This window comes from Leptotrichia sp. oral taxon 417, from assembly GCF_013394865.1.
Classification (GTDB): Bacteria; Fusobacteriota; Fusobacteriia; order Fusobacteriales; family Leptotrichiaceae; genus Leptotrichia; species Leptotrichia wadei_A.
In genome coordinates, this window is record NZ_JABXYV010000001.1 from 690,898 (window position 1) to 714,277 (window position 23,380).

Annotated in this window: 20 protein-coding genes and 1 pseudogene; 16 read left to right on the top strand and 5 right to left on the bottom strand. The window is 29.9% G+C overall.

Annotated features, from left to right (window positions below; genetic code table 11):
- Window positions 1–119 precede the first annotated feature (119 nt).
- Window positions 120–1,037 carry a 1-phosphofructokinase gene (gene pfkB / locus HW276_RS03325; RefSeq protein WP_178937407.1) on the bottom strand — a complete coding sequence of 306 codons (918 nt, stop codon included), beginning with the start codon at window positions 1,035–1,037 and terminating at the stop codon, window positions 120–122.
- A gap of 334 nt (window positions 1,038–1,371) precedes the next feature.
- Between pfkB and HW276_RS03330 the strand changes: the two genes are divergently transcribed.
- The 9 genes and pseudogenes from HW276_RS03330 (at window position 1,372) to HW276_RS03370 (ending at window position 10,024) form a co-directional block, all read left to right on the top strand.
- A complete protein-coding gene (locus HW276_RS03330; protein WP_255460309.1) occupies window positions 1,372–1,890 on the top strand; it encodes a hypothetical protein in 519 nt (172 codons plus the stop codon).
- Between the two features lies 1 nt (window position 1,891).
- On the top strand, window positions 1,892–2,008 hold the full coding sequence (locus tag HW276_RS03335; RefSeq protein ID WP_099011781.1) for a MarR family transcriptional regulator: 117 nt from the start codon (window positions 1,892–1,894) through the stop codon (window positions 2,006–2,008).
- 445 nt (window positions 2,009–2,453) lie between these two features.
- Window positions 2,454–3,702 (top strand): annotated as a pseudogene (locus tag HW276_RS03340) (RNA-guided endonuclease InsQ/TnpB family protein).
- A gap of 66 nt (window positions 3,703–3,768) precedes the next feature.
- Window positions 3,769–6,033, top strand: coding sequence for an autotransporter domain-containing protein (locus tag HW276_RS11965; RefSeq protein ID WP_370464625.1), 2,265 nt, complete (start codon window positions 3,769–3,771; stop codon window positions 6,031–6,033).
- 134 nt (window positions 6,034–6,167) lie between these two features.
- Window positions 6,168–6,446, top strand: coding sequence for a hypothetical protein (locus HW276_RS03350; protein ID WP_255460311.1), 279 nt, complete (start codon window positions 6,168–6,170; stop codon window positions 6,444–6,446).
- Between the two features lie 40 nt (window positions 6,447–6,486).
- Window positions 6,487–6,603, top strand: coding sequence for a MarR family transcriptional regulator (locus HW276_RS03355; protein ID WP_082719398.1), 117 nt, complete (start codon window positions 6,487–6,489; stop codon window positions 6,601–6,603).
- 426 nt (window positions 6,604–7,029) lie between these two features.
- Window positions 7,030–8,277: an RNA-guided endonuclease TnpB family protein gene (locus HW276_RS03360; protein ID WP_178937408.1), complete on the top strand. Its 1,248-nt coding sequence runs from the start codon at window positions 7,030–7,032 to the stop codon at window positions 8,275–8,277.
- A gap of 178 nt (window positions 8,278–8,455) precedes the next feature.
- Entirely contained in the window at window positions 8,456–8,674 is a 219-nt protein-coding gene (locus HW276_RS03365; protein ID WP_255460312.1) for a hypothetical protein, read from the top strand.
- 138 nt (window positions 8,675–8,812) lie between these two features.
- Entirely contained in the window at window positions 8,813–10,024 is a 1,212-nt protein-coding gene (locus HW276_RS03370; protein WP_178937409.1) for an IS256 family transposase, read from the top strand.
- A gap of 133 nt (window positions 10,025–10,157) precedes the next feature.
- Here the strand turns inward: HW276_RS03370 and adhP are convergent, their stop codons facing one another.
- The gene (adhP, locus tag HW276_RS03375) at window positions 10,158–11,201 is read right to left on the bottom strand and encodes an alcohol dehydrogenase AdhP (protein WP_178937410.1); all 1,044 of its coding nucleotides are present in this window, start codon (window positions 11,199–11,201) and stop codon (window positions 10,158–10,160) included.
- A gap of 546 nt (window positions 11,202–11,747) precedes the next feature.
- On the opposite strand from adhP, the gene mgtE (HW276_RS03380) reads away from it, so the two are divergent.
- From mgtE (HW276_RS03380) to HW276_RS03395, 4 genes are all read left to right on the top strand, one after another.
- Entirely contained in the window at window positions 11,748–13,094 is a 1,347-nt protein-coding gene (gene mgtE, locus HW276_RS03380; RefSeq protein ID WP_178938514.1) for a magnesium transporter, read from the top strand.
- 89 nt (window positions 13,095–13,183) lie between these two features.
- On the top strand, window positions 13,184–14,533 hold the full coding sequence (gene mgtE, locus HW276_RS03385; RefSeq protein WP_178937411.1) for a magnesium transporter: 1,350 nt from the start codon (window positions 13,184–13,186) through the stop codon (window positions 14,531–14,533).
- A 112-nt stretch (window positions 14,534–14,645) separates the two neighbouring features.
- A complete protein-coding gene (locus HW276_RS03390) occupies window positions 14,646–15,176 on the top strand; it encodes a DUF5105 domain-containing protein (RefSeq protein WP_178937412.1) in 531 nt (176 codons plus the stop codon).
- 200 nt (window positions 15,177–15,376) lie between these two features.
- On the top strand, window positions 15,377–16,477 hold the full coding sequence (locus HW276_RS03395; protein WP_178937413.1) for an RNA-guided endonuclease TnpB family protein: 1,101 nt from the start codon (window positions 15,377–15,379) through the stop codon (window positions 16,475–16,477).
- 110 nt (window positions 16,478–16,587) lie between these two features.
- Here HW276_RS03395 and HW276_RS03400 read toward each other — a convergent pair whose 3' ends face one another.
- The 3 genes from HW276_RS03400 to HW276_RS03410 form a co-directional block, all read right to left on the bottom strand.
- A complete protein-coding gene (locus tag HW276_RS03400) occupies window positions 16,588–17,034 on the bottom strand; it encodes a hypothetical protein (RefSeq protein WP_178937414.1) in 447 nt (148 codons plus the stop codon).
- Window positions 17,031–17,777: a DnaJ domain-containing protein gene (locus HW276_RS03405; RefSeq protein WP_178937415.1), complete on the bottom strand. Its 747-nt coding sequence runs from the start codon at window positions 17,775–17,777 to the stop codon at window positions 17,031–17,033. The genes HW276_RS03400 and HW276_RS03405 overlap by 4 nt, the downstream gene beginning before the upstream one ends.
- A 426-nt stretch (window positions 17,778–18,203) precedes the next feature.
- Window positions 18,204–19,187 carry an FAD-dependent oxidoreductase gene (locus HW276_RS03410; RefSeq protein ID WP_147003178.1) on the bottom strand — a complete coding sequence of 328 codons (984 nt, stop codon included), beginning with the start codon at window positions 19,185–19,187 and terminating at the stop codon, window positions 18,204–18,206.
- Between the two features lie 295 nt (window positions 19,188–19,482).
- Between HW276_RS03410 and rapZ the strand changes: the two genes are divergently transcribed.
- From rapZ to HW276_RS03425, 3 genes are read left to right on the top strand one after another with little or no spacing between them, the layout of a single operon-like run.
- On the top strand, window positions 19,483–20,358 hold the full coding sequence (gene rapZ, locus HW276_RS03415; protein ID WP_147003179.1) for an RNase adapter RapZ: 876 nt from the start codon (window positions 19,483–19,485) through the stop codon (window positions 20,356–20,358).
- A gap of 48 nt (window positions 20,359–20,406) precedes the next feature.
- Window positions 20,407–22,218 carry an excinuclease ABC subunit UvrC gene (uvrC, locus tag HW276_RS03420; protein ID WP_178937416.1) on the top strand — a complete coding sequence of 604 codons (1,812 nt, stop codon included), beginning with the start codon at window positions 20,407–20,409 and terminating at the stop codon, window positions 22,216–22,218.
- 19 nt (window positions 22,219–22,237) lie between these two features.
- Entirely contained in the window at window positions 22,238–23,254 is a 1,017-nt protein-coding gene (locus tag HW276_RS03425; RefSeq protein ID WP_178937417.1) for a hypothetical protein, read from the top strand.
- The last annotated feature ends 126 nt before the right edge of the window (window positions 23,255–23,380 follow it).

Below are 23,380 nucleotides of genomic sequence, written 5' to 3' on the forward strand. Positions count from 1 at the left end.
TTATTTTTTCATTTTATTTCTTTAAATAATTTTTATTTTCAGCCGTAGTAAAGCAACTTTAAAATTCAATACAAAAATCATTACTATTTTACTCAATTGTCAAGTTTGATTTTTATTCTTTAAAAAGTTTCCTTTGAAATTTCAATTTCATCATACAATTTATTTACTAAATCCTTTTCTGCAAGCCCATAAGAATAAGCTGTAGCACTTCCTGAAGCAACTGCCAGCCTAAATGAATCTTCTGGAGAAAGCCCCTTTACAAATCCTGCGGTAAATCCTGCAACCATAGAATCTCCAGCACCAATTGAGTTGATTAATTGCCCTTTTGGAACAGATGCTTCCAGCACAAAGTCCTTGTTTACAAGCAATGCACCTTCGCCACCTCTAGACAAAATGACATTTTTAACTCCTCTGTCTAAAAAGAATTTACATTTTTCTACGATTTCGGCTTTTGTTTCCAGTTTTTCATTAAACATTTCTCTTAGTTCATGAATATTCGGCTTAACAAAAAGATTATTGTGAATATTGTCTTGTAATAAATTTCCTCTTGTATCAAGCACAATTTCCACATTTGCTTTTACATTTTCAGATAATTGCTTATAAATTTTGCTACTGATTGAAGATGGGATGCTTCCAGATAAAACAAGTATATCTCCATCTTTTAAATCAGAAATTTTGTTAGTTAGTTCCTGCAATTTTTCTGCTGTAATTTCTGGTGAAACTCCGGTAAGTTCAGTTTCCTTGTCATTCCCATTAACCTTTACATTAATTCTAGTATTTCCTTCAAGTTCCACAAATTCAGATTTTATGTTATCCTTTTTCAAATCTCTGACAATAAAATCTCCAACAAATCCAGCCACAAATCCAATCGCTGTAGATTCCACATCGAGATTTTTCAATACTTTAGAAACATTAATCCCTTTTCCACCAGCTCTATAATTTACTTTGTGAGCAAGATTCAAATGTTCTGCTTTTAAATCATCCTTCAGATACATGTCATAATCCAATGCTGGATTCAATGTCAATGTGTAAATCATCTTTTTCTCCTCCTAAATTTAAATATATTTTAAAACTATTTTTCAAACCATTTAATAGATATGCTTAATAACTCGAATTTTTTTATTTTATCAAAGATTCAAGATTTCTTGCTTCATAATATTTATTTTATTATAATTCTAATATAATTTCAAAACAAATCTAATATGGTTCTACTATATTATTTGCCACTATATATTTATAACATTTGAAATTTAAAAAGTCAAATAATTTAGACTATTAAATTTATTTTCTCATTTTTCTTTAATGTTAATATATTATAATTAAATTAAATCAAGTCAAGATTCAAATCAGATTATAATGGGAGTGGTATATATGAAAAGTAAAATCAAAAAGATATTTATTTATGCCTTGCTTTTATCTTTAATAAGTTGTGGAAGCAGTGGTGGTAATAAGGATACAGAAAAAACACCAACACCAACACCAAAGCCAGCAGATCCAAATCCAAAAGGGCCAAGTGCCTCAGATGTTTATTATAACAGTGAAATTGTGATCCGAAATGGAGGATATTCATCACAATATCCAAATGGTATAATACTTACAACGGCAACAAGTGATATAGTTAAAATTCCAAATATAGCTGGAACACCAATAAAAAAACAAGATTACCAGACATCTTCAGGGACTCCAATGAATGAAAAAATATTTTTGCACAGTACAGGAACTACACAGCAAGTTACAGATTTTAGTTCAGATTTAACTGCTTCAAATAGTTATCGAGCAGCAATTGGCGGAGATTTAATGGACGAGTATATTGCAAGGGTAAATTCAGCTTCAGGTGGAGATAATTTATTAAATAGTGCAAGAACACTCACGACTTTAGTCGTAAAATGAATTGCACGAAAATTTTAGTAAGCATATAGGGAAACTTGTATGTAGACACGGAGCAAAACCGTGCAACAAAGAAACTGAACTGCTGGGAACTCTTAAAGCTGGTATAACCACAACATAATATCTAAGTGAAAACATGGTATAAGTGTGATGGTGGCGAAAGCAGAAAAAATATACTAGATTATGCAAGGTTAAATCCTAAACATTAAGCCGTACATATAGAAAGGAATATAATAGACAATCAGCAGCTAAGCCTGAAAAGGAAAGTTCAACGACTATCCCTCGTGAGGGGAGTACAATACAAGCGATTGGTATTGGAAGTGGTTTCGCCTAAGTCCTTGAAATAGGATATGGATAAGATATAGTCTGTGCTTGTTAGAGATAACAAGAAGTTCATAAGAGAACTGCATAAGTAGTAGCGTATTTATGTGAACGACGCTTCCCACTGTTGTGGGGTTTTAAAAACTTTAAAAATATTTAAAAATAAATAAAAAATATTACTTTTTTGACAGATAAAATGTAGAATACATGGTATAATATCTCTGATGAAAAGGAGGTGATTATATATGTATTTAACTCTAAAACAACAAGTAAAACATCTTAGTAAAAATGAGTTTAGGAATTTAAAATGTTTATCTCATATAGCCAAGAACTTAACTAATGAAGCTATATATAATATTAGACAGTATTATTTTAATAAGAAAAAGTATTTAAGTTATAACGAAAACTATAAAATGCTTAAAAATAGTGATAATTATAAAAAATTAAATTCTAATATGGCTCAACAAATTTTAAAAGAAGTAGACGGAAGTTTTAAATCATTTTTTGGACTTTTAAAACTTGCTAGGAATGGTCAATATAATTTTAAAGATATAAAATTACCTAAATATCTTGCTAAAGATGGATTTACTACTCTTGTTATAGGTTTTGTTAGATTAAAAGATGATATTCTGATAGTTCCTTATTCAAATGCATTTAGAAAGACACATAAGGAAATCACAATAAAACTACCACCAGTATTAAAAGGCAAGAAGATAAAAGAGATTAGAATAATACCAAAACAACATTCTAGGTACTTTGAAATTCAATACATTTATGAGGTAGAAGAAATTCAAAGGGAATTAAATAAAAACAATGCACTAGGAATTGATTTAGGCATAAATAATCTATGTACTTGTGTTACAGATGCTGGAGCATCATTCATAATAGATGGTAGAAAATTAAAATCAATAAATCAATACTATAACAAGACAAATGCAAAATTGCAAAGCATTAAAGATAAGCAAAAGATAGAGCATATAACATTAAGGCAAAAGAGAATAGCTAGAAAGAGAAATAATCGTATAGAAGATTATCTTTCAAAAGCAGCAAGAATAATTGTAAATTATTGTCTTAATAATGATATAGGAAAAATAGTTCTAGGATATAATGAAGATTTTCAAAGAAATTCAAATATAGGAAGTATAAATAATCAAAACTTTGTAAATATCTCATATGGAAAATTAAGAGATAAATTAATATATCTATGTAAACTATATGGAATAGAATTTAAACTGCAAGAAGAGAGTTATACATCAAAAGCAAGTTTCTTTGATGGAGATGAAATTCCAGTATATGATAAAGAAAATCAAAAAGAATATAAATTCAGTGGAAAAAGGATAAAAAGAGGACTATATCAAACAAGCACAGGAAATACTTATAAATGCAGATTGTAATGGAGCATTAAACATATTAAGGAAAAGTAAAGTTGTGGATTTAAGTATCCTATACAATAGAGGTGAACTGAACACACCTAAAAGAATAAGGGTAGTGTAAAGCTATCAAACTTCTTAGAAAATTTTTAAATAATTTTAAAGATTTTAGAACCCTGCAACTTTAGTTGTGGGAGGTTCAGATATTTGGCCAGCGGGGGACATCAGAGGAAATAAAAATCCGTCACTTGAAGGAGGACTTCCTTATTTTGAAAAATCTTTGGAAAAATCTTGGATAAATGTAGTTGCACTTGTGAATAAATCTGGAACTGCAGGATTGGAATGGAAGGATTTAGAGCCATTGTCAAATGCAGGGGTAGCTAGTAAATGGACTATAACTGCGGTAAGTGAAGATGGAACATCAGCAAAAGCGGCGGAAAATGTCGCAAAAGCAGTAGATCAGGTACGTGAAAAATTTCCTGGAATGAAAATGGATATGATTAGAGACATAATTCTTTCAACAGCTACTGATATCGGAGCAGCAGGAGTGGATGATGTATTTGGATATGGACTTTTAAATGCTACTACTGCTTTAAATGGACCAAGAAACTTGAATTACAGGTTAAGCAAGTTTCATGTTCCAGATACAAAAACTTGGGTTTTTAGAAATAATATTTATGGTTCGTATACAGATTTAGAAAAAAACGGAAAAGGGACATTAGTTTTAGAAGGAAAAAATTCTTTTTATAAAATAAAAGTAGATGGTGGAACACTAGTTTTGAAAGGAGACAATACTTCTGAATATGAAACAATAATAAAAGATGGAATACTCGATGTTAAGAAAAAATTTACTCCCGAAAATATTGAAATAGAAACAAATGGAACATTGATTACAAATCCTGAAACTGTGATAGGAGAAATTTCTAAAAATTATTATACGGAGGAGATAACTGTTAATAAGGCAGTTGATGTTGTAAATAAAGGAACATTAAAGAATATTGGAACAGGAGCGATTATAACTGGAAATTATACAGCGAAATATGGTTCAGTGACAGAAGCAGAAATTGGATCAAAATTAATAGTAAAAGGAACAATAAAAATTGATGGAAGAGAAAGAAATCAAACTTTGGGAAGCACAGTAAAACTTTTGAGTAATGGATACGTTACTGCAATGCCAACAACATCGGCAGTTATTGAAGCTGAAAAAGGAATAGAAGGACAATTTGCAAAAGTGGAAACTGATGGATTGATTAATGGAAAAGTGGAAAATAAAGGAAATTCAATTGAAGCTACAATTAGTAGAAAAAATGTGGAAGATTATGTAAATAGTTTGAAAAATAGCGATGAAATGCAGAAGAATACTGCTAAAAATGTAGAGGTTTCCTTTAAAGAATTAGATAAAAAAATAGCTGAAGGAAATGCAAATGTTTCTAATTTTGCTTTAGGTGCGGCAAAACTTCAAAAAAATTCCCTATCTTTAAGTTCAAGTATATTAGATAGTTTATCAGGACAAATTTATGCTTCAGCTCAAGCTTTAACATTTCAACAATCGCAAACAATAAATAAGGATTTATCAAATAGACTTGTAATGCTCGGAACGCTTGATAATGCTAGTGATAAATTTGGATTATGGATTTCTTCCATTGGAGCTAATGGGAAATTAAAACAAAATGGGTATGCTGAAGGAAAAACTAAAGTTTATGGAGGACAGGTTGGAATTGATAAGCAATTTGGAGAAAATTTGATTTTAGGAACGGCTTTAGCTTATTCAAAAGGGGATGTGAAATTTGATAGACATGGTGGAAAATCAGATGCGGATAATTTTGGAATTTCATTGTATGGAAGAGTTGGAAATAAAGATAATCCGATGTATTTGCAAGGAAGAGTTGGACTTGGATTTGTAAATAGTGAAGTTAAAAGGGATATTATTTTATCTGAAAATGATATTTCACGAGGAAAAATTGAGCATAATGATAAAGTAATTTCAGGATATTTAGAAACAGGGTATGATGTGAAAAAAGGTGATTTTGTATTGACACCATTTGCTGGAATCTCGCATGATACAGTTCAAAGAGGAGCATTTCACGAGGAAAATAGCCAATTTGGATTAAAGGCGGATAAAAAGACTTACAAACAAACAAGTGGACTTGCTGGAGTTAGAGTTAGTCAGAAATTTAATTTTGAAAATGGTTCAAAAACTACATTACAAGGATACGTAACACATCAAAGGGCATTTAATAATGAAGATTTGAATTTTAAAGCATCGTATTCAGGACTACCAGATGCAAAATTTAAAGTAAAGGGAATAGGACTTTCAAAGAACCAAACATGGGTAGGAGCTGGAGTTTTAAATGAAGTTAGTTCAAAATTTGCCTGGTATTTGAATTATGATGGAAAAATTGATAAAAAGGCTAAAAATAATGTATTTACAGCTGGTATGAGAGTTAATTTTTGATAGACTTTTTTAAATAATAAATTTACAAATTTTTTATGAATTTTAAATTATATATGTTCAATTATCATTGGTAAAATATTTTCAAATAAAAGTTTAGTTCAAAAATTAAAAATAAGTTTTAGGAGATGATTTTTATGAAAAAGAAAAGAGTTTTAACATTGATCCTATTGTCATTTATAATGGTAACATCAACAATGAAAGCAGATTTTTGGTCAAAATTAAGAGATGCTCTTATAGGTGGTGATAATTATTCAAATTCAAGTTCAGAGGATAAAAATATTGTAGATGGTAAAATTTATAATCCAAAGGATAATAGAGAATATAGACTAGTTGAAAAAATGAAAGATGAAAGAGAAAATTCTCAAAGTGACTATAGAAAATTTGAAAATTCATCAAGTAAAATTTTTTATTAAATAGTGCAAGAACACTCGCAACTTTTAGTCGTGAAATGAATTGCACAAAAATTTTAGTAAGCATATAGGGAAACTTGTATGTAGACACGGAGCAAAACCGTGCAACAAAGAAACTGAACTGCTGGGAACTCTTAAAGCTAGTATAACCACAACATAATACCTAGATAATAATATATGGTATAGGTGTGATGGTGGCGAAAGCAGAAAAAATATACTAGATGGTGCAAGGTTAAATCCTAAACATTATGATAATAGACAATCAGCAGCTAAGCCTGAAAAGGAAAGTTCAACGACTATCCCTCGTGAGGGGAGTACAATACAAGCGATTGGTATTGGAAGTGGTTTCGCCTAAGTCCTTGAAATAGGATATGGATAAGATATAGTCTGTGCTTGTTAGAGATAACAAGAAGTTCATAAGAGAACTGCATAAATGGTAGCGCACTTATGTGAACGACGCTTCCCGCTGTTGTGGGGTTTTAAAAACTTTAAAAATATTTAAAAATAAATAAAAAATATTACTTTTTTGACAGATAAAATGTAGAATACATGGTATAATATCTCTGATGAAAAGGAGGTGATATCTATGTATTTAACTTTAAAACAACAGGTAAAACATCTTAGTAAAAAGGAGTTTAGGAATTTAAAATATTTATCTCATATAGCCAAGAACTTAACTAATGAAGCTATATATAATATTAGACAGTATTATTTTAATAAGAAAAAGTATTTAAGTTATAACGAAAACTATAAAATGCTTAAAAATAGTGAGAACTATAAAAAATTAAATTCTAATATGGCTCAACAAATTCTAAAAGAAGCAGACGGAAGTTTCAAATCATTCTTTGCACTTTTAAAACTTGCTAAAAATGATCAATATAATTTTAAAGATATAAAATTACCTAAATATCTTGCTAAAGATGGATTTACAACTCTTGTTATAGGTTTTGTAAGATTAAAAGATGATATTCTGATAGTTCCTTATTCAAATTCGTTTAAGAAAACTCATCAGGAAGTTAAAATTAAGCTACCACCAGTATTAAAAGGCAAGAAGATAAAAGAGATTAGAATAATACCAAAACAACATTCTAGGTACTTTGAAATTCAATATACTTATGAGATAGAAGAAGTTCAAAGGGAATTAAATAAAGAAAATGGACTAGGAATAGATTTAGGTATAGATAATCTTTGTACTTGTGTTAGTAATAATGGAGCTTCATTCATAATAGACGGCAGAAAATTAAAATCTATTAATCAATACTATAATAAGATAAATGCAAAATTACAAAGCATAAAAGATAAGCAAAAGATAGAGCATATAACATTGAGGCAAAAGAGAATAGCTAGAAAGAGAAATAATCGTATAGAAGATTATCTTTCAAAAGCAGCAAGAATAATAATAAATTATTGTCTTAATAATGATATAGGAAAAATAGTTCTAGGATATAATGAAGATTTTCAAAGAAATTCAAATATAGGAAGCATAAATAATCAGAACTTTGTAAATATACCATATGGAAAATTAAGAGATAAATTAATATATTTATGTAAACTATATGGAATAGAACTTAAGCTACAAGAAGAAAGTTATACATCAAAAGCAAGTTTCTTTGATGGAGATGAAATTCCAATATATGATAAAGAAAATCAAAAAGAATATATATTCAGTGGAAAAAGAATAAAAAGAGGACTATATCAAACAAGTGCAGGTGAACTCATAAATGCAGATTGTAATGGAGCATTAAACATATTAAGGAAAAGTAAAGTTGTGGATTTAAGTATCCTATACAATAGAGGTGAACTGAACACGCCTAAAAGAATAAGGGTAGTGTAAAGCTATCAAACTTCTTAGAAAATTTTTAAATAATTTTAAAGATTTTAGAACCCTGTGACTTTAGTCGTGGGAGGTTCAGTATGAATGTACAATAAATCCAAAAGATTTTTTATCAATAATAGGATTTAGGACTTTTTATGGATATGCTGATTTTCCTGTATATGAAATTAGTTCAGGAGTGGAAAAGTGTTATGAAAAGAAGGAAAATGAATATAAAAAGGAAGTTTCTAAAAGGAAAATTTATATAGACAATAAATTGGCAAAATATATTTTAAAAAATGAAATTAATGTTCAAAAAATAGCAGTTTATGATGCAAAATTAAATGATAGAGGCTATCCTTTGTTTAGTTCAAAAAATCCAAGAGTTTTGATAAATGATAAATTAGTATCTTATTAAAATGATAAAAATCAAAAAGTAAAAAATAAGAAAAAATGTAACTAACAATTTGAGTTAATTAGGGTGTGTAAAAATTTTTGTGTAAACCTCTAAATAATATATGGTAAAATAACTATATAATATTTGGAGGTTTTTGTTATGGCTAAAAAGAAAATTGACAACGAAATTTTTAAAACACTGATTGAGGATTACAATATTAAAGATACTAATGATATTAAGGATATGCTTAAGGATTTGCTTTCGGGTACTATTCAAACTATGCTTGAAGCTGAAATTGAGCATGAACTGGGGTATGCTAAACATTCTATGAAAGATAAGACTACCTCTAATGCTAGAAATGGACACTCCAAGAAAACTGTTAGAAGTGAGTACGGCAATATTGACTTAGATATTCCTAGAGATAGAAATGCTGAGTTTGAGCCTCAAATCATCCCTAAATATCAAAGAGAAATTACTGGCATTGAAGGGCAGATTCTTTCTCTTTATGCTAAAGGAATGAGCAACAGAGATATCGAGGACCATCTCAATAATCTTTATGGAATTGATGTTTCGCCATCTATGATCAGTAAAATTACAGATAAAATTATACCTGAAATTAGGGAATGGCAGTCTAGACAGCTTGAGGATGTATATCCAATAGTTTTTATGGACGCCATCCATTACAGTGTAAGAAAAGATGGAGTTGTTGTTAAAAAGGCGGTATATTTAGCTATAGGAATAGATAAGGAAGGAAGAAAGGAGGTTTTAGGATTTTGGATAGGAGAAAATGAATCAAGCAAGTACTGGCTAAATGTTTTAAATGAATTGAAAAACAGAGGAATTCAGGATATACTAATTATGTCTGTTGACAATTTAAAAGGGTTTAGCGAAGCAATATCTTCAGTGTTTCCAAAGACAGAAATTCAAAAATGTGTAGTTCATCAAATTAGAAACAGCATAAGATATATATCTTACAAAGATACAAGGGAATTTACATCAGACTTAAAAGAAATGTATAATGCACCAACACTGGAACAGGCAGAGTTTAAACTGGATGAATTAGAAGAAAAATGGGGTAAAAAGTATATGGCAGTAATTAATTCCTGGAGAAGTAACTGGAATGAGTTGACAACATACTTTAAATATGATACAAAGATAAGAAAGTTGATATATATGACAAACCCGATAGAAAGCTTAAACAGACAATTAAGAAAGTATACGAAGACAAAATCACTTTATCCGACAGATGAAGCATTAATGAAATCAGTATACCTAAGCTTAAAGGAAGCAACAAAGAAATGGACTGGAAGAATACCAGGCTGGGGAGAAATATATTCACAGTTAAGTATTTATTTTGAAGGAAGAATTTAAAAACAGGATGATAAAACTACCATCCTGTACCATATATTATATTTTGAGTTTACACAAAATTCTGGACACTCTCGTTAATTACATTTTTTTATTTATATAAATAAGTTAAAATTATAAATTAAGTTTAAGTAAATTAATGTTTATGTCCGCAACAGCAAGAATGAGAATGCATATCAATTACCATACGTCCTTGAATTGTTCCTTCTTCCATTTCCTTAAAGATTTCAGGAGCTTCTTCAATAGTTCTAGTTTGAACTACTGGCACAACCAATCCTTCGGCTCCAAATTGGAATGCTTCTCTCAAGTCTTCTCTTGTTCCAACAAGCGATCCGATTACTTCAATTCCGTCTAATACAGTTTTCACGATTGGCAAGTCCATAGTTTCTGATGGAAGTCCAACTGCAACAACTTTTCCTGCAGCTCTTACCGAATCAACAGCTTGGTTAAATGCAACTTTTGATACAGCAGTAACTACAGCAATATGAGCTCCAATTCCGCTTAATTCTTTAATTTTTGCAACTGGATCTTCTTTTTTACCATTTATAACATAATCTGCTCCAACTTCTTTAGCAAGTGCCAATTTATCATCATTAATATCAACAGCAATTACGTGAGTGTTAAACACTTTTTTAGCATATTGAACTGCCAAATTTCCCAATCCTCCAGCACCATAAATTACAACCCATTGTCCTGGTTGAGGTTTTCCAACTTTTATTGCTTTATAAGTTGTAACTCCTGCACAAGTGATGCTGCTGGCTTGAACCGGATCCAGTCCTTCAGGCACTTTTACCGCATAATCAGCTGTAACGATACATTGTTCAGCCATTCCACCATCTGCAGAATATCCAGCATTTATTACATCTCTACATAATGTTTCCTGTCCATTAATACAATATTCACATCTTCCACATCCTTCAAAGAACCAGGCAATACTAACTCTATCTCCAGGTTTTAATGATGTCACACCTTCAGCAACTTCCCTTACAATTCCAATTCCTTCATGCCCTAAAACTCTTCCAGGAACTTTCCCAAAATCCCCATGAGCCACATGCAAGTCAGTATGGCAGACACCGCAATATTCTACATCAACCAATGCTTCTCCAGCTTTTAATCCTCTCAACTCTTTTTCTACAACTTCTACTCCAGTTCCTTCTTTATTAACTACTACTGCTTTCATTTAATTTCCCTTCCTTTTTACTTATTTTTATTTCTAAGTTCCTAAATTTTTAAATTTAGTTATATGAATATTTAATCATACGATATATTTATACCCTAAAAAATTTAAAAAGTCAAATTATTTTTTAATAAAATAGTTTGTCTTACTTACTATTTAGATAAAAAATTTATTTTAATAAAATGTTATTAAAAAGATTTTTCAAATTTTTTAAAATTTATTGACAATAGGTAGTTTGTTTGGTAGAATTTCTGTGAGCATAAGTTTTATTAGTTATTTATCTTAATTTTTGTTTTGATTTTAGATATAGTAAAAATAACGGATATAAATATTTGGAATTTATGCTAATTTATTGTTTTGTGGAGGTGGATGTTTTGAACGAGGAAGTCCCGGAAGAGAGATTTAAAAATCTGAATAAATTAAAATTTACAAATTTATGCAAATACGGATAAAGGGAGTATCTTCGTTGCTGTTATTCTCCTGATTTTTATTTGCATATAAAGTTAAAAAATTGAAAATGCAAAAGAGAAAGGAGATTGGAGATTAATGATGGAAAACAACATTATTCAAAAACTTATAGATGAAAAAAAATATTTTGAAATTAGAAAATATTTAAATGATTTAAACATTGTGGAAGTTTCAGAACTGCTGAATCAGTTTGAGTCTTCTGAACTAATAATGATTTTTCGGCTACTTTCTAAAAATAGGGCAGCCGATGTATTTTCATATCTGGACAGCGAACATCAGGAAATGATTATTAAGACAATGACAGATGTGGAAACTAAAAATATATTTGATGAGCTGTATTTTGACGATATTGTCGATATTATCGAAGAAATGCCATCGAATGTAGTAAAAAAAATATTAAGGAATACTGATGCAAAAGACAGACACACAATAAATCTTTTGTTAAAATATCCTGAAAATTCAGCTGGAAGCATTATGACAACTGAATATATGGACTTAAAAAAGGATATGACAGCTTCTTCTGCAATTTTTAAAATTAGGGATGTTATGGAAGATATGGCAAATGTCTATACCTGCTATGTGATTGATGAAGGTAGGAGGCTGGAAGGAGTAATTTCCCTAAAAGAGCTTATTACGAGCGAGGATGATGAGCCAATTCAAAATCTTATGAATAAAAATGTAATAAGTGTTCATGTAAATGATGATCAGGAAAAGGTTGCGGAAATAATAAAAAAATATAATCTTATCGTACTTCCTGTGACTGATGATGAAAATAGACTTTTAGGAATCATTACGATTGATGATGTAATGGATGTTGTGGAACAGGAAGCGACAGAGGATTTTCATAGAATGGCTGGGATTTCGCCTGTGGAGGAGTCTTATTTAAAAACAAGCGCCTTTACAATGGCAAGACAAAGAATTAGCTGGCTTATTGTGCTTATGATTTCTGCTACATTTACTGGAAGAATTATAAGTAAATATGAAGATGTGCTGCAGTCTGTAGTTATACTTTCATCATTTATTCCTATGCTGATGGATACTGGAGGAAATGCGGGTGCACAGTCTTCGACAATTGTAGTCCGTGCTTTGGCATTGGGGGAAGTTGATACAAAAGATACTTTTAAAATATTAAAAAAGGAATTTCTTATTTCATTTATAGTAGCTATTGTTTTGGCGACAATAAATTTTTTAAGAATTATAACTTTGACAAAAACACCTTTAAATGTTGCAATGACAGTTTCAGTAACTTTAATTTTTGTAGTTATAATTTCTAAAATAATAGGTGCTTTTTTACCGGTTATCGCTAAAACTTTTAAAATGGATCCGGCAATAATGGCAGGGCCTTTAATAACAACGATTTTAGATGCACTTACTCTTACTATTTACTTTAGATTTGCAACTATGTTTTTAAGTAATGTTATAAAGTAAATATTTTTATAAAATTTAAGAATATAAAAATTGATTGTCTAATCGAAGTTATATGGCAACTAATATAAGAAAAATGAGGTGAGAAAAAAATGAAAAAAATAAAAAGAATAATTGAAGATCTTTTGAAAGAAAAAAAATATTTTGAAATAAAAAAAGAATTAGATAAATTAAATGCAGTTGAAATTTCTGATGTGATAAATTTATTTAAGCTGCCAGAGCTTGTAATAATGATTTTTAGACTTTTAAAAAAAGATAAAGCGGCGGATGTATTTTCATATTTGGACAGTGAACATCAGGAAATGATTATTCACGCTTCAACTGATGTTGAAACACGAGAAATATTTGATGAACTGTATTTTGACGATATTGTCGACATTATCGAGGAAATGCCGTCGGATATTGTAAAAAAAATCTTGAAAAATACGGATAGAAAAGATAGACATTTGATAAACCAGCTTCTAAAATATCCAGATAATTCAGCTGGAAGCATTATGACGACTGAATATGTGGATTTTCAGAAAAATATGACAGTTCAAGAGGCGATAGGACAGCTTAAAAAAACTGGGAAAGACAAGGAAAATATTTATACTTGCTATGTTACTGACAAAAACGGGAAATTGGAAGGTGTGCTTTCACTAAAGGAATTGATTTCTAAAAAGGACAGTGTTGTAATTGAAGATATTATGAATACAAATTTTGTAAGTGTAAATACAAATGATGATCAGGAAAAAGTCGCGGATTTGTTTAAAAAGTACGATTTTATTGTTATGCCAGTCGTTGACCACGAAAATAGGCTTTTGGGAATAATTACGGTGGATGATGTTCTGGATGTTGTGGATCAGGAAGTTACGGAAGATTTTCACAAAATGGCTGGAATTACTTCACCTACCGATGATTCCTATTTAAAAACAAGCATCTTTACGATGGCAAAGCAAAGAATTGGGTGGCTTGCAGTTCTTATGATTTCCGACACAATTTCTGGAAATATAATACAAGGTTATGAAAAAGTTCTGGCAAAGTCAATAATTTTAACGGCATTTATTCCAATGCTTATGTCAAGCGGAGGAAATGTTGGTTCACAATCTTCAACGGTTGTAATCCGTTCACTTGCACTTGGGGAAATTTCTCCAAAAGATGCTTTTAAAGTAATAAAAAAAGAATTTTCAATTGGAATAATGGTTTCAATAGTTTTGGCGCTGTTAAATTTTATAAGACTTATAACACTTGAAAAAACTAATTTTGTAATTGCTTTTGTCGTTTCATTGACACTTGTATTTACAGTAATTGTGTCAAAATTGGTTGGAGCACTGCTTCCGCTTGGAGCAAAAATTGTGAAGGCCGATCCAGCAGTTATGGCAACACCTTTGATAACAACAATTTCAGATGCTGTGACACTTGTAATTTATTTTAATTTTGCAGCGATGTTCTTGAAACTTTAATAAAAGATAAATGAGAGCAGTTTATGAGTAATGTAAATCTAATGAAATACTGGAAATATCTTTATATATTTATGGTATAATATAACAAATTTTTAGGAAGGAAGATAATCTTATGAAAGCTAAAATATTAATTTTATTAAGCATGCTTCTATTTGTAGTAAGTTGTGGAACTCATCCGGCGCAAAAGGAATTTGAGAGACAAATGAAAGTAATACAGTCGGGAAATTTATCAAAATTTGGCAAGGCAAGTGGAGATGTAACGGTTATTTTAGATCAATTTAGTAAAATGTATGGCGAAGGAATGAAAAAAATAACCTACAAAATTAACAAAGTTGAGGCAAAAGGGGATACAGCTGCAATTAATGTTACTGTAAAATCTCCTGATTTAACACCTTATATGTCAGAACTTCAAAATAGAATGTCTGAAAAACTTTCAAAGGCTATGCCAAAAAATAACGAAGAACTGCAAAATCAAATATCAGAACTTGGAAAAGAATTTTTTAATGAAAAATTTAATAGCAAGGATTTGAAATATACAGAAAAAACTTTGGATGTTAAGTATGTAAAAAATGGAAAAGATTGGGAAATGAGCGATGAAAATGAAGAATTTTTTAAAATCTTAACTTTTGGGCTTATGAACTAGTTTATACTATTTCCCGTTTTTTTTAAATGGGTTTTAACAAAAAGATAGCAAGAAGTCTCCGACTTCTACAAGTGGGAGATGAATTGCTTTTTTTGTAAAAAAAATTGAAAAAAGAATACTCTTATGATACAATTTTTGTATAAAATATCGAAGAGAAATAATTAAAAATAATATTCAAAATCAAAAGGAGGTGTAATTTTGTGAAATATAATTTAGCATTCAAATACAGGATTTATCCAAATAAAGAGCAAGAATTATTGATAAATAAGACTTTTGGATGTGTTCGTTTTGTTTACAATACAATTTTGTATATAGCAAATAAAATTTATGAAGAAACTGGAAAAAATAAAATAGTTACACCTGCCAGTTTGAAAAGTGAAAATCAATTTCTAAAAGAAGTAGACAGTCTGGCACTTTCAAATGCTCAATTGAATGTGAGACGATCGTTTACGAATTTTTTTCAGAAGAGAGCGAAATTTCCGAGGTTCAAATCTAAAAAGAATAGTGTTAAAAGTTACACGACAAATTGTGTGAATAATTCAATACGAATTGAGGAAAACAAATATTTGGTTTTGCCAAAATTGAAAAAAGTAAAATTGAAATATCATAGAGAAATACCAGAGGATTATAAAATAAAGTCGGTAACATTGACAAACAGCAATGGAAATTATTACGTTTCTATTTTGACGGAATTTGAAAAAGAAATTCAAAAAGTAGCTAGTAATAATGATAAAGTAATTGGACTTGATTTTTCGATGTCTGAATTATTTGTCAGTTCTGAAAACCAAAGGGCTGATTATCCAAGATATTTTAGGATGTTGGAGAAAAAATTGAAAGAATTACAAAAATCATTATCAAGAAAAGTGAAATTTTCTAAGAATTGGTATAGACAAAAAGAGAAAATATCAAAATTACATGAGTATATCAAAAATTGCCGAAGAGATTTTCTACATAAATTATCGAAAAAATTATCTGAAGCGTATAATGCTGTGATTGTCGAGGATTTGAATATGAAAGGGATGAGTCAGGCATTAAATTTTGGGAAAAGTGTAGGAGATAATGGGTGGGGAATGTTTTTGAGAATGCTTGAGTATAAACTGATGTTTTTAGGGAAACAATTTTTGAAGATAGATAAATGGTTTCCGTCATCGAAAACTTGCAGTAAATGTGGAAACGTTAAAGAGGAACTGAAATTATCAGAAAGAAGTTATAAATGTGAGTGCTGTGGGATTGAAATTGATAGAGATTACAATGCGGCATTGAATATAAAAAACATTGGAAAATCAATGTTGGAATATTGAGAAAATAAAAGAAAACAGGGTAGGAACTACCCGAAGAGCTTGGTAAATATATTTGGCTAACAAAAGCAGATACTTCCCAAGAAGTTCCCGCTTCTAAAAGCGGGAGTAGTTCACAGGCTGTTAAATATTGTAAACTCTCGAAGTTCATTTTCTTTGAGTGTATCTGGATGCTTTCTAAATTGAATTTTTCCAAAAGATTCTGTTATGTCAAATTCTGATATAAGATATATATGTAGTTCAAATTTTGTCTGCGTGCTGCAAATCCAGATTGTTCCTTTGGATGAATCTGTAAAAGCGTAACCGATATTGCTGCTTCTCTTCCATTTGAAAATATGGTTTTTTGGAACTGGAAGTTTTGACATTCTTCTGTTAAGTTCCTTGCTAACTATATTTTCGCAGGCATCAGTGCCAAAAACTATAAAAGATGAAATTACAAAACAGATACCAATAACAAATATTCCGAGTTTTAAAAGAATTGGTGTTAATATACAGGCTAAAAAAATTAGAACTCTTGCTGTATAAGCTAATTTTATATATTTGTAATTTTTTACAATCATTGTCTTTTTCTCCTTTGCATTAGATAATATTCCAGCTGGTTATCTAAAAATTCCTTTATATCATTTAATTTTTGAGTTTTAGCATTAGCAGTTTGATCCGAATTTCTATCTGGATGTACTTTTTTTATTTCCCTCCTGTATGCTTTTTTTATTACATCCTCATTTATTTCTCCATTTTTATCAATTTTCAAAATATCTAGATATTCTTCAAATTTCTGAATAATTCCTCCATCATTTGTGCTTTGGTAATCAAAATTTGAATAGTTATTATTTTTTCTTTCATATTGCTCCCTTGAGTATTCCTGTTGATGTCTATAGTATGAGTATTCTTGGGATTTTTCTTTCCAGTACTGTTTTTCCCTGTCCTGCTGCTTCTGATATTCTTCCTGATCTTTTCTTCTTCTTTCATATTCTTGATTCCTTGCGCTTTCAAACCATTGCTCATATTTTTTGCAAATTTTTTTATTTTCTCCTCTTTCATTCAGAAGAATTCCTAAAATAAAATTCAAAAATTCTGGAATGGCTTTAAAAATCAGAAAAACTGCACAAGCAATTAGAACGTAAATAAGAACACCTAAGAGCCAGCTCCAGTTTCCAGCAAAAATAAAAGCAAGAAGAGCAAAAAATACTAAAATTGGCAATATTGTATAAAATCCTATAGCCATTATTGCCAATGAAATTAAACTGCATAATTCAGCAATTTCACTTAATATAAATTGTACTAATCTTATTAAGGTTTTCACTATTTTCCTCCTTTTTAGAATTTAAATCCTGTTTAAAAAATTTAAGTAAGAGATATTTACCCCTTGCAAAGAAATTCATAGCTATTTGCTGTTTAAATGGAAAATAGCATTAAACAGTATTTATTTAGCAAAAATTCAAAATTTCCTATTTCAAATAAAAAATTCTTAAATTAATAGTATTTTACTCAATTATAAGGTAGATGTCAACTTTTTATATCTTTTATAAATACGATAAAAAAATGGGGCTGTTTCACAAAATAAATAAAATTCCTAAATCATAAATCTATATTTATAGAATCAATAAAAATAATATCTATTGATTTTTAAAATATATAATATTTATGTTAGTAAAATTATTTTTGAATTATGAGACAGCCTCACCATATACTAAACTATGAATTTATTATTAAATTAAATGCAATAAAATTAATATTTTGTAATTAAATAGTCAAATGCGCTAAGCGCCGCTTTTGCTCCTTCTCCCATTGCAATGATTATTTGTTTTTGCTTGATATTTGTAACATCTCCTGCTGCGAAGATTCCAGCTGCGGAAGTTGAGTTGTTTTCAGGGTTGATTACGATTTCTCCAATTTTGTTTGTTTCAACTAAATCTTTTACGACTTCACTTCTAGGTGATAATCCCACTTCTACAAACATTCCTTCCACATTTAATGTTTTTTCTTCTTCAGTTTCTCTGTTTTTGTAGATGATATTTTCTACAAATTCATTTCCGTTTACTTTAGTAGTTGCAGAATTTAAAATTACTTTTATGTTTGATTGCTCAGCCAATTTTTCCTGTAAAACTTTATCAGCCTTTAATTCAGGCATAAATTCGATTAATGTAACTGATTTTGCAATTCCAGATAGGTCAAGAGCCGCTTCAACACCTGAATTTCCACCACCAATTACAGCAACATCCAGTCCTTTGTAGAAAGGCCCGTCACAAGTTGAGCAGTAATGAACCCCTTTCCCAACGTATTCGGCTTCTCCTGGAATGTTAAGGCTTCTTGGTTTTGCTCCAGTTGCTATAATAACAGTTTTCGATTTATAACTTTTTCCATCATCAGTTACCAAAATTTTATCTTTTCCATCTTCCTTTATTTCTTTTACCAAATGCCCTTCTTTAAATGCAACTTCGTATTCCTTCAGATGTTTTTCCAAAGTTTGGGCAAATTTAGCTCCAGTTGTCGAGATAGTTCCAATAATATTTTCAATTTCATTTGTATCAAGAACTTGTCCTCCGATTTTCACACCAATCATCGCCACATTAAGCCCTTTTCTAGCTGCATAGATTGCCGCTGAGACAGCTGCAGGTCCAGAACCCACTACAGTTACATCATAAAGTTTATTTTCATCAATTTTTGCCAGTTTCCCTTCATCTAAAGCCCCAAGATTTAAGCTAAAATCCATTTTTTATACCTCCAAATTTTATTTTTATTTATACAAATTTATTTAATTTTGTAATCATTACAATTTATTTTAATATAAATTTTTAAAATTGTCAATATTTAAATTTTTAATTTGGTCCTGCAGAATAAATTTTTAACTTATAAAATAAAAAAAATAAATTGTCGAAACAGGCTTATGATGAAAAAAATATAAAAATTTTGTCTATCAAAAATTATTTATATTTATCTGGAGATATGCTATAATAATTTCAAGGGAAATTAGAGAAGTAAATTTATTTTTTAAAGAGGAATTTTTTATGGATAAGATGAAAAAAGAATTAGTTATAATAACTGGAATGAGTGGAGCTGGGAAATCTGAGGCGATGAAATTTTTTGAGGATAGGGAATATTTTTGTATTGATAATTTTCCTATTAATTTGTTTCAGTATTTGAATGAAATATTTATTAGCAGTGGAAAAAGAAACCAGGTGGCAATAGCAATAGACGTTAGAAATCAGGAATTTATTGAACAGTTGACAAAACAGCTGGAAATATTGGACAAAGAGGAAATATCTCATACTATGATTTATCTGGATGCAAGAACAGATGTTTTGCTTAGCAGATATGAGCTTTCCAGAAGAAAGCACCCGTTAAATATGTATGACACTTTACTTGCCAATATAAAGGCAGAACGTAAAATTATAAAGGACTTTATGGTAAAAGCTGATTTGGTAATTGACACAAGCACATTGACAGTGAAAAAATTGCAGGAAGTCTTGGAAAAGGAATTTTCAGGACAAAGAAAAAAAATAAGCGTCAATTTAACTTCCTTTGGATTTAAGTATGGAATTCCGCTGGATCTTCACCTGATGTTCGATTTGAGATTTTTGCCAAATCCCTATTACATTGAGAATTTAAAAAGAAAAACTGGAAATCATAAGGAAGTGCAGGATTATGTAATGGGACTTCCAGAAAGCCAGGAATTTTATAAAATGCTTTTAGATATGCTTTTGTACTTAATTCCAAAATATGAAAAGGAAGGAAAATCACATTTACGTATAGGAATAGGATGTTCAGGCGGACAGCATCGTTCAGCCACATTTGTGAATAAACTTTACGATGACCTTTCAAAAAAGATGGATTATCATATTGGGAAATTTCATAGGGAAGTGGGAGATAAAAAGGAAATTTAGTTTTACTTAATTTATATAATTTATAGGAAAGAATAAAAAGATACAAAAATGGGAGAAGAAATAAAGACAGAAAAAATAGAAAAAGAAATAAAATCGCCAGTTAAATATAAGGATATTCCCACAAATCCAGGAGTTTACCTGATGAAAAATGAGCGAGGGAAGATTATTTATGTGGGAAAAGCAAAAAATCTTCAAAATAGGGTGAAGTCTTATTTTACAAATATAAATTCGCATAATCAGAAAACGCTGGAATTGGTGAAAAATATTAGGGATATTGAGTTTTTTATCTGTAAATCGGAAGTTGAGGCGCTTATTCTGGAAAATAACCTGATAAAAAAGAATAAGCCAAAATATAATATTTTGTTAAAGGATGAAAAGACTTATCCATATATAAAGTTTACAAAGGAAAAATTTCCAAAGGTGGAAATTGTGAGAAGTACGAAAAAATTAAATGAGAATGCCGAATATTTTGGGCCTTATCCAATGGGAATATTTTTTGCAATGAAATCGCTTATTAAGATATTTCCAGTTCGAGATTGCAACCGAAATATGGATAAAATTACAAAGCCGTGCTTGAAGTATTATATGAAAACTTGCCCCGCACCTTGTAAATATAAAGATATTGAAGATGAATACAGTACGAATGTAAGCAATTTCAAAAACTTTTTGAAGGGACATTCTGATAAAGTTCTTGAAATGCTGGAAAATAGGATGAAACAGTTTAGTGATGAAATGGAATTTGAGCGTGCGATTAACGAGCGTGAAAAATTGGCTGTGTTAAAAAGAATGCTGGAAACACAAATTATCGAATATAGCAAGGAAATTGACGAGGATGTGTTTGTATTTGAGGAAAAAAGGGAAAATGTGTTTTTATGTGTGTTGAATATTCGGGAAGGGAAAGTTATTAATAAAAATCATATAATAATTTCAATGGAAAGAAGCCAGGAAGAAAGCCTTTTTGAGCGGCTGATTACTTCATATTATGAAAAAAGGAATATTCCAAAGCACATTATTTGTGATGAGAGATTTTTACAAAGTGAACATTTGATAAAAGAATGGGCAAAAATTGAAAAGCATAAGGAGATAAAACTTCATTTTCCAAAGATTAATAGCCGAAGATTGCAGCTTTTGGAAATGGGATATTTGAACTTACGGGAAGAAGTTGATAAATATTATAGAAAACGGCGTATGGTTCAGGAAGGGCTTCATAATTTAAAAAAAGAATTACGGTTAAAAAGTTTTCCCTACAGAATTGACTGTTTTGATATTTCAAATATTCAAGGGAAAGATGCGGTTGCGGCAATGACTGTGGCTATTGACGGGGAAACAATGCCTAAGGAATATAGGCATTTTAAAATTACTGTAAAAGATACGCCAGATGATTTTTTGATGATGAGGGAAGCATTAACACGAAGATATTCTAAAATAGAAAACGAGAAAATGCCCAATCTGATTCTAATTGATGGTGGAAAAGGGCAGCTTGGAGTGGCTGTGGATGTACTGGAAAAACTTGGAAAAATGGAGCATACCGATGTAATTGGAATTGCCAAAAGGGAAGAGGAAATTTTTAAAAGTTATGAAAGTGAGCCGTATTTATTTGAAAAGACAGATGAAACGTTAAAGATTTTGCAAAGATTAAGGGATGAAGCCCATAGATTTGGAATTACGCATCATAGAAAATTGAGAAGTAAGCGAAATGTCAAAAGTGCGTTGGATGACATTTCTGGAATTGGACCGAAAAGGAAAAAGGAATTGATAAAAAAATTTGGATTGATAAAAAATATACGAAATGCAACATTAGAGGAACTGATGGAAATTGTGCCGGAAAATATTGCTATTTCTATAAAGGAAAATTTATAAAGGTATTAGGAGGAAAAACTTGAAAAAATTAATAATATTAATGTTGCTTGGATGCAGTATGACGAGTTTTGCTCTTTTTGATAAAATAAAAAAGGAGATAAAATGGAGGGAAGAGGAAAAGCCGCGATTTAATCAGGTAAAAGTAATGATCGATGGGAAGGAAAAAATGCGAAAGGTTATTCCAGGACGTTACGAAATTAAATTATTTGAAATTACGTATCCGACAGATCTATTTGGAAAAAATAGATTTTATAACGAATTTAATGCTTTTTTGAAGGATATAAGAAAGGGGAAAAAGTATTCATTGCTTTTGGAAGAAAGATTTTATCAGGAAATGCAGGATATAAAAGTTGATCAGTTATCAGAAGAGGAAAAAATACTGGAATTGCCAGCATCTTCCCTGGATGAATATTATAGACAGCAAATAATTGCAATGTCTAATGGAGTTAATTTAACCGAATATGTAGGAACAGATCAGGAATATTTGAATAGACAAATTTATGTTCTCTATGAACTTTTGAATAAAACTGATTTTAATCCATCAAATGTTTATTCAGAATTGGATAAGGAATTTTTAATTGAAGAATTAAAAAATAACCGTAAAGAAGTTGTAGAAAACTTTGAGAAATCAAACGTTGAATTTTTTATAAAGGAAACCTATGAAAACTCAGGATTAAATAAATTTAAAGATGATTCAGTATACAAATTTGATAAGGATATTTTAATTTCTGACAAATTAGAAGATCAGGCAATATTGCCAGAACTTCAGAGAAATGTTTATTTAACAGGTTTTCCAAGTGAAATTATCGAAAAACTTGCAAAAAATCAGTTAAAATTAAAAAGAACGCCATTACTGCTTGAAAATAGCGAATATCATGGGTATACTTATAATGAAAATAATACAGTAGTGTTTGTAGGAGGGAAAAAACCAAAATACTACTATAATGATTATAAGATAAATGTAGTTAGAAAGCCGATAGCTGTTCTTGATTTATTAAAAACAAGCTCAAATTATTATGTATCAGACTTTTTTTAAAATTTTATTAAATAGTGCAAGAACCCTGAGGCTTTAGTTGTGGGAGGTTCAGTTTTGATGTAAATAGTAAATTTGTTCAATATAAAATCCTAAATTATTCACGAAAATGATAACTAAAAATATAAA